We start from the raw sequence: 470 nt of genomic DNA, 5'->3' as shown, positions 1-470 counted from the left end.
TTCAACTGGACCGGCCCGCGCGGCATCCTCTACCTCGCCGGGCAGCACCTGCAGATCGCCGGGCTGGCGATGCTGATCGGGCTGGTCGTCGCGCTGCCGCCCGCGATCTGGCTGGGCCACCGGGGTCGCGGGGGTGCCTTCCTGCTCGGGCTGTCCAACGTCTCCCGGGCCGTGCCCACCCTGGCGATCCTGACGATCTTCGCGGTCACCTCGATCGGCTTCACCATCTGGGCGCCGGTGATCGCGCTGGCGGTGTTCGCCGTCCCGCCGGTGCTGGCCAACACCTACGTGGGCTTCCGGGAGGTCGACCGGGACGTCGTCGAGGCCGCCCGCGCGATGGGCATGAGCGGCCGGCAGGTGGTGTTCCGGGCCGAGCTGCCGCTGGCCCTTCCGCTGGTGATGACCGGCATCCGGACGGCGGCGGTGCAGGTGGTGGCCACCGCCACGCTCGCCTCGCTGCTGGGCAACCC

Annotated in this window: 1 protein-coding gene; it reads left to right on the top strand. The window is 73.0% G+C overall.

The features are described from left to right. Positions 1-470: ABC transporter permease (locus CS062_RS25360; protein WP_143742550.1), on the top strand; the 470-nt coding region annotated here is incomplete at both ends.

This window comes from Roseateles chitinivorans, assembly GCF_002761755.1.
In the GTDB taxonomy this organism is placed as follows: Bacteria; Pseudomonadota; Gammaproteobacteria; order Burkholderiales; family Burkholderiaceae_C; genus Roseateles; species Roseateles chitinivorans.
The sequence above is the reverse complement of the archived record's forward strand: the minus strand, read 5'-3'. Positions and strand labels throughout refer to the sequence as shown.